The sequence below is a fragment of the Sulfuricurvum sp. genome, assembly GCF_049587615.1.
In the GTDB taxonomy this organism is placed as follows: Bacteria; Campylobacterota; Campylobacteria; order Campylobacterales; family Sulfurimonadaceae; genus Sulfuricurvum.
The window spans coordinates 1-7,339 of sequence record NZ_JBAVEF010000052.1 but is presented as its reverse complement, the minus strand read 5'-3'; the positions used below and the strand labels follow the sequence as shown (position 1 = coordinate 7,339).

The following is a 7,339-nucleotide window of genomic DNA, read 5'->3' as shown; positions in this document are numbered from 1 at the left end:
ATAGAAGAAAATGTCATATATTTTGGAAGAAAAAAACAAAATGAATTACCACTTTATTATAATAGTATAGATCTTTTTATTGCAAGTAGCATGTTAATGGAAAGTCTGGGTTTGATTGGTCTGGAAGCAATGAGCTGTGCGATTCCTGTGGCTGGATCTAACAGAGGTGGGATAGCAACATATGTTGATGATGGATTGAATGGATATTTGTTTGAAGCTGGTAGTGCAAATGATCTTGTGTTGGTGATAAAAAAATATTATTTCTTAAGTGATGATCATCGTCAAGTATTGTCAGAACAAGCTATTAAAACGGCAAGTAAATATGAATTGGAATACGTCAACGATAAATTGGGTAAAAAACTTCAAAATTTAACATAATGAAAGAAAAATAAATCTATGAATATAAGTATAAAAAGAATGATTTTTTGTCTTTTTTATAATTTAATTGGGAAAATATTTCCCTTGAATAGCATGCCATATGCTATAGGATTTAAAAAAATCCGGTTCTTTCTTTTCGGAAAATGTATTAAAAAGTGTGGAAAAAATATCCAGATAGATAAAAATGTTTATATGTCTCCGCGTATTGAAGTCGGAAATAATAGTGTCATCAGTGAAAATGTCAAAATTCGCGCAAATACCATAATAGGAAATGATGTCTTGATTGGTCCAGGCGTTCATATTATTACTGCAAATCACGGCTTTTCACGTTTTGATATTCCAATGAGATTACAGGGCGAGATAGAAGAAAGTGTTCAAATAGGTGATGATGTCTGGATCGGCACCAATTCAATTATACTTCCTGGCGTAACAATTGGCTCACATGCGATTGTTGCTGCTGGCTCAGTCGTTACAAAAAATGTTCCAGAATTTGCTATCGTTGGCGGGAACCCCGCTAAAGTAATCAAAATAAGAGGTTCCAATGAATATAGCAGTTAGTATTCGTAATAAGATGAGGGAATTGGTTTTGTCCGTACAATATTTTGTATTCACGAAAATTTTCAAAATGGATATTCATCCTTCGGCTAAAATTTCTTTTGGTGCAAAGATAGATAAGACATATCCAGAAGGGATTCATATAGGGAAAGAATCATATGTTGCCAGTGGCGCGATTGTTTTTTCCCATGATTATGCACGTGCTATAAAAGTAGATACTAGAATCGGGAAACGGTGTTTTATTGGTGCAAATGCGATTATTATGGCAGGTGTGACTATTGGTGATGAAGTAATTGTAGGAAGCGGGGCTGTTGTAACGAAAAATGTTCCTTCGCACACGATAGTCGCTGGTAATCCAGCACGCGTGATTAGAGAAGAAATCAAAACCCAAAAATATGGTCAACTTGTACAAAAAGAAATCTCATGAATAATAGTATCGTCAATCACTATAAAATTCATGCTTTTGATGATAGGGTAGAGTTTCTGGATAGGATTAGGGATAAACGCAAAATTCTCGTGGCGATGAATGCCGAAAAGATACTCAAAAATGACGAAAGACTGCGAGAGATTGTTAATCATAATATAGGTTATCCTGACGGTATCGGTGCAGTGATGGCGTTACGCAAAAAGGGTCTGGATTCGGTCAAGATTCCAGGGGCGGAGTTTTGGCTCGATATCATTGGACGATTCCAAAACGAAAAGAGCTTTTATCTCATCGGATCGACAGAGGATGTGATCGAAAATACGGTTGCCAAACTGCGAGTACAGTTTCCGGATATCAATATTATCGGTTATAGAAATGGTTTTATTGATGAAACAGATAAAGCAGCACTGAAACAGACTCTCACCGAAACCAAACCTGATGTCGTTTTTGTAGCACAAGGGAGTCCCAGACAGGAATTTTTAATGGATGAACTGTTTCGGGTGTATCCCGCGCTTTACATGGGATTGGGTGGAAGTTTTGATATTTATGGAGGGTATAAAAAACGGGCTCCGAAGTTATTCTTAGATTTACATCTCGAATGGCTCTATCGGCTTTTAAAAGAGCCTACACGGGTCGGGCGCCAGATGGTTCTAGTGAAGTTTTTGTTCTTATTAATAGGCGGGAAGTTGTAATCGAAGATCAAGAGTTAAAATTTCAACTAAGAAGATTTTTTTTTCTAGCCATAAGAGAGGAATCCATTTTACTGTTTGATTCTGTATTCAGTGGAATTTTACACGACTTCACGTATAATGATTAAAAATTGACTGTAAAAGGGGCAGGGTTGACGTCTACAGGAGTTCAAATGATGATAAAAAAAGCTGTACTAGTACCCATGGTCCTTTTACTCTCTGGGTGCGCAACTAAACAAGATTTTATACTCTTTCAGGGAAAACCGGCAAAAGAGAAGCAGACTGCATACATTCAGCCCTCCGTTATCGAGTACAAAATTGCACCACGTGATCACCTCTCGGTCCGAGTATTCAATCATCCGGAGCTTAGTACAAGGGTGGACACGGCTGCTATGCCTACTGAAAAAGGTTTTATGGTCTCCTCGGACGGCACTGTGCCGTTGGCCCTCGTAGGACGTGTTAAAGTAGTGGGATTGACTAAAGAAGAGGCCTCGGACCTGATTCAAAAGCGCTACGCCCAGTTCATCAAAGCGCCGAATGTCAATGTCGAAATCCTCAATCAGCGGATATATGTCGTAGGAGAGGTAAACAAACCTGGTGTCATCCCATTGACCAATGAGTCGATGACGGTGATCGAGGCGATCGCGCAGGCAGGAGATTTTAACGTCTACAGCCAGCGGACTACGATCAAAGTGTTGAGGGGGGATATTTCCAATAATCCGACGATTTCGACGATCGATATGACGAAACTCGCCTCCCTGAGCACCAGCGATCTGATGCTCTATCCTGGGGATGTCGTGTACATCGAGCCCAACAGCATGCGTGCGACCAATGTCAACATCAACGAGTACCTCCCGGCGCTTCAGCTGATCAACTCGCTGATAACTCCGTTTGTAAATATAAAATATCTGACTAAATAAGGGACAATTGTATCTATGGCACATGAAGTAAATAATGCTATTATTGAAGATGATGAGATTAATGTAAAACAAATATTTGAACGCCTTCGTGAGCGAAAATGGACGATTTTTTCCGTTTTTTCCCTCACCCTCATCATCGGGATTATTGCTGCTTATTTCATGCAGCCGGTGTATGAGACCTCTTCGGTTCTACGGATCAAGGAAGAGTCGAAATCTACACAATCTGATGTACTTCAAATGGCAATGGGGGGGATGTCTAACACGCAGGTGGAGACCGAAATTGGGATTTTGAAATCATACTCCCTGGTCGAAACAGCCCTTCAGCAGGTCCCTTTTGATGTCCGCTATTTTGTCACATCGGCTTTTAAAACTCGTGAGCTCTATCCCGACGAAGCACCGTTTACCGTGAGTGATGTAAAAATACTCGATACCGATTATTACTCCCAGCGTTTTGTCATTACCCCCAGCGGCGACAACACGTTTACACTAGAGGTTAAACCCTCTTTCTTGGGACGTTTGGGACTAAAAAATGAGATCCGCTACAGCGGCCGCCACACCTACGGCGAGGTGATCGCGACGGAGCAGTTCGTACTGAGAATCACCAAGCGCTTCGGATGTGACGAGGGGCAGTGCAGCTTTACGATCAGCGATACCCGAAAGGTCATCGAAAACATCATCCTCCCGAATCTCCAGGTGAGCCAGTCGGGGAAAATGTCCTCGTTGATCGAAATCTCGTATCAGGATAATGTCCCTCGGCGTGCACAGGCCTTTACCGATGCACTGGCTAACGCCTATATCCAGCAAACGATCGATTTTAACACCGAAGAGGCGACCCAAACGCTGAACTTTATTGATCAGCAGCTCAATGACATAAAAAAAGACCTAGAGAGCTCGGCTGTTAATGTCGAAAAATTCAAGCAGTCCCACGAAACGATGGACCTCTCAGCCGAGACCCGTGCTGCGATCGAAAAACTGACCGTGTATGATCAGCAGCTCGCCCAGATTGAGATCGAAGAGGATCAGGCTAAACGGATCTCTGAGCTACTGAAAAAAGGGGATTTTACGGCCCTATCGATCGCACCGATGGAGATCACCGATCCGTTGATCAGTTCTTTGATACAGTCTCTGAGCGAAGCGGAGCGCAAAAAACAAGGGCTTTTGGTCGAATACACCGAAATGCACCCTGAAGTGGTGCAGCAGAGTGTCCAGATCGACAAACTCAAAAAAGAGATTGCTTCAAACATCAAAAGTCTCCGCAAAGGGGTCGAAGAGCGGAAGCGCTCGATCCAAAACGTGATCGGGCGGAACGAATCGTTTTTCAAAAAACTTCCAGCCACGGAACGCCAATATGTCGATTTGGCCCGCAGTTTTCAGGTGAATGAGAAAATCTACTCGTATCTCCTCGAAAAACAATCCGAAGCATCGATCGCCAAAGCCTCGACCGTTTCAAGCAACCGAATTGTCGACCGTGCACTCCTCCCACTGGCCCCGATCAAGCCAAAAAAAGGGCTCATTCTGATGATCTCAGCGATCCTTGGTCTGATTCTCGGGGTTCTCGTCGCGTTTTTACGTGATTTTTTCGACGATACGATCAAAGGGTTTGACGACGTCAGCCGTGAAACCAAGATCCCGGTCGTCGGTTCGATCCCGTTTATCAAAGAGGGAGTTGACAGCCGTCATCTCGTTATGGACAACCCGCGCTCGGTCTACGCTGAATCGTTCCGTGCCATGCGGACAAATCTGCAGTTTATGGGCTCCTATGCCAATCACAAGATTATCATGGTCACCTCTACCCTCCCGGGTGAGGGGAAAACGACGACCGCTTCCAATCTGGGGGCGATTTTCGCCCTCAGCGATAAAAAGACGATCATCATCAACCTCGACCTCCGTCTTCCGACCCTCCATCAGGTGTTCGGTCTCCCCAATGAGAAAGGGATGAGCAACTACCTCTCCGGATTAGCCGAATTGGACGGTATCATTCAGCATACGGGGATTGAGAACCTCGATATCATCTCCTCGGGTGCCGTTCCGCCGAATCCTTCGGAATTGATTATGTCGGAGCGGATGAAAGAGGCCCTCGCACAGCTGCAGGAGAAGTACGATTACGTTATCCTCGATACACCGCCGGTGGGGCTGGTTACCGATGCGTTGATTTTGGCAAATGAAGCCGACATTACCCTCTTTGTCCTTCGTGTCAATTATGCGAAACGGGGATTTGCGGCCCGCTTTGACAAAACGGTCCGTTCTCATGAGGTTAAAAACACAGGGATCATCCTCAGTGCCGTCCCTGCGAAAAAATCCTCATCCGGGTACGGTTATGGATACGGATACGGATACGGATACGGATACGGCGGATATGGCAATGAGGAAGCGGAAGTCAAACCATGGTATAAACGATGGCTTGGTCGCTAAAAGATCTCTTTTCCCCTCGATCGGCCGCTGCGCCGATGAGCAAATCCTCTTTTTCAGATCTCTTTGTTGATCTCCACTCTCATCTGATCCCGGGGATCGATGACGGGGCCAAAACGATGGAGGAATCACTCGAGCTGATCCGCACCCTTTCGGAATTGGGATACCGTAAGCTCATCACCACCCCCCACATCATGCACGACATGTATCGTAACACCCCCGAGTCGATTCTCTCGGGACTCGAAGCGCTGCGTATCGAGCTGGAGAAAGAGGGTATCGAGATGGCAATCGACGCGGCAGCGGAGTATTATCTGGATGAGCATTTTATTCACCTGCTGGGGAATGAGAAACTCATGACCTTCGGAGAGAACTATCTCCTCTTCGAAACCTCCTACACGATACGCCCTTATGCCCTGTTTGAACATATCTATGCGATTGCCTCACGGGGGTACAAGCCGGTACTGGCCCATCCAGAGCGCTACAGCTATCTGCACGATTCCCCTGAGGATTATCACGCCATCAAAAAAATGGGGGTTTTCTTCCAGCTCAACATCAACTCGCTGGGGGGGTATTACTCAACACCGGTCAAAAAAGCGGCGGAGTGGATCGTCGATCAGGGGATGGTCGATTTTGTCGGGAGCGATACCCACAAAATGCGCCATCTCGACTCCCTCTCAAAAGCGAAACATGCCCCGTATTTCCAAAAGCTCTTCGATAAAAATACCCTTCTCAATCCTACATTGCATTAAGGGTGTACTTTTGGACTACCACGATTTCTTCGAACTCTCGCAGTGACTGCAATTCGTTCTTAGGTGTTTATGATCTAAATTGTCATGCTGAACGTGATTCAGCATCTAAATTGTATCGTAGATCCCGTATCCAGTACGGGATAACGCGTTCCGCCCATTTGTTATGATATAATTATTGCATGGGCAAATTAGATGAAGTAAAAGAAATTTTAAATACATTGAGGGTTATGCTTAGCCTCATATTTGGTGCCATTATTTTATTGGTAGGTGCTATCGTATCAAGATTGGAATCGAATAAATTTGATATGTGGACATGGATCAGTATCGGTGGTGTCTTCTTCCTTCTGATTGCATTGCTTTCCGTATTTATAATGATTTCTAGAAGAACAAAAGAGATAAGGGAGATAGAATGAATTTAGCAATAGCGGCAACCATTTTAGCGGTTATCGCTTTTTTTACTATTTTATTTTTCGGTATATATAAAGTATCGCAAGAATAACGGTGTAAAAATAGGGTTCAAATGGTTATTTTACGATGTAAATAAATCTTTTTCTTTGCCACTTTTTTAGAAAAAGTACCGTAAAAATGGAAACCTTATCTTCCTTTCTTTTTCATAAGAAACGAAGCGAAAGAAAATCGCTCCAACAACAAGACGCTTCCGATATTCTTGTGCACTGCTGCACGAAAATTTATATTTATGCACTTTTTGTAAATTTCGATGCCATGGTGATAAATCTGATATAATAATCATATGAATTTACAAGAACGAAAAGAATTGGTTGATCTTCTCTCGAAAAAAGCGAATGTGATCAATCAAAAAGCTATACTTTTGTTAGCTGTTACAGGTGGTGTAGGGGCATATACGGTCAAATTTTTGTTTGAATCCGAAAATCGAGCAGTAGGATATCTGTTTGCGATAGTATTTCTTCTGAGTTCTATCGGACTGTTTATTAACTATACCAAATTGCATAAAATAGAAATGAAGATGGAGGAGTTTGAAAATGTTTGAACCGGTAATGATCGTTCCATTGGGAATTGTATTGGCTGCGGTAATAGGTTATATTGCAGTAAAAAAACATTGGAAATTGGCAGATATTTTCTAAAATACAATAACAAAGAGAACTTCATACCTTCCTTTCTTTTTCATAAGAAACGAAGCGAAAGAAAATCGCCCCAACAACAGAACGCTTCCGATATTCCTGTGCACTGCTGCAC

At 43.1% G+C, this 7,339-nt stretch carries 8 protein-coding genes and 1 pseudogene; all 9 read left to right on the top strand.

The window, feature by feature from the left end:
• The coding region (locus WB308_RS10110) for a glycosyltransferase (RefSeq protein WP_424191127.1) at positions 1–378 on the top strand (378 nt) is incomplete at its 5' end.
• Between the two features lie 378 nt (positions 379–756).
• A pseudogene (locus tag WB308_RS10105) lies at positions 757–921 on the top strand (DapH/DapD/GlmU-related protein); the annotation flags it as partial.
• Positions 922–925: 4 nt separating this feature from the next.
• A complete protein-coding gene (locus tag WB308_RS10100; RefSeq protein WP_424191128.1) occupies positions 926–1,360 on the top strand; it encodes an acyltransferase in 435 nt (144 codons plus the stop codon).
• Positions 1,357–2,049: a WecB/TagA/CpsF family glycosyltransferase gene (locus WB308_RS10095; RefSeq protein ID WP_424191126.1), complete on the top strand. Its 693-nt coding sequence runs from the start codon at positions 1,357–1,359 to the stop codon at positions 2,047–2,049. The genes WB308_RS10100 and WB308_RS10095 overlap by 4 nt, the downstream gene beginning before the upstream one ends.
• 170 nt (positions 2,050–2,219) lie before the next feature.
• Positions 2,220–2,966 (top strand): polysaccharide biosynthesis/export family protein, encoded by a 747-nt coding sequence (locus tag WB308_RS10090; protein WP_424191125.1) that lies wholly within the window; start codon positions 2,220–2,222, stop codon positions 2,964–2,966.
• Positions 2,967–2,981: 15 nt separating this feature from the next.
• Positions 2,982–5,378, top strand: coding sequence for a GumC family protein (locus WB308_RS10085; protein WP_424191124.1), 2,397 nt, complete (start codon positions 2,982–2,984; stop codon positions 5,376–5,378).
• Positions 5,363–6,124: a tyrosine-protein phosphatase gene (locus WB308_RS10080; RefSeq protein WP_424191123.1), complete on the top strand. Its 762-nt coding sequence runs from the start codon at positions 5,363–5,365 to the stop codon at positions 6,122–6,124. Before WB308_RS10085 ends, WB308_RS10080 begins: the two co-directional genes overlap by 16 nt.
• A gap of 179 nt (positions 6,125–6,303) precedes the next feature.
• Entirely contained in the window at positions 6,304–6,537 is a 234-nt protein-coding gene (locus tag WB308_RS10075; protein WP_424191122.1) for a hypothetical protein, read from the top strand.
• Between the two features lie 338 nt (positions 6,538–6,875).
• Positions 6,876–7,133 carry a hypothetical protein gene (locus WB308_RS10070; protein WP_424191121.1) on the top strand — a complete coding sequence of 86 codons (258 nt, stop codon included), beginning with the start codon at positions 6,876–6,878 and terminating at the stop codon, positions 7,131–7,133.
• Positions 7,134–7,339: the final 206 nt, after the last annotated feature.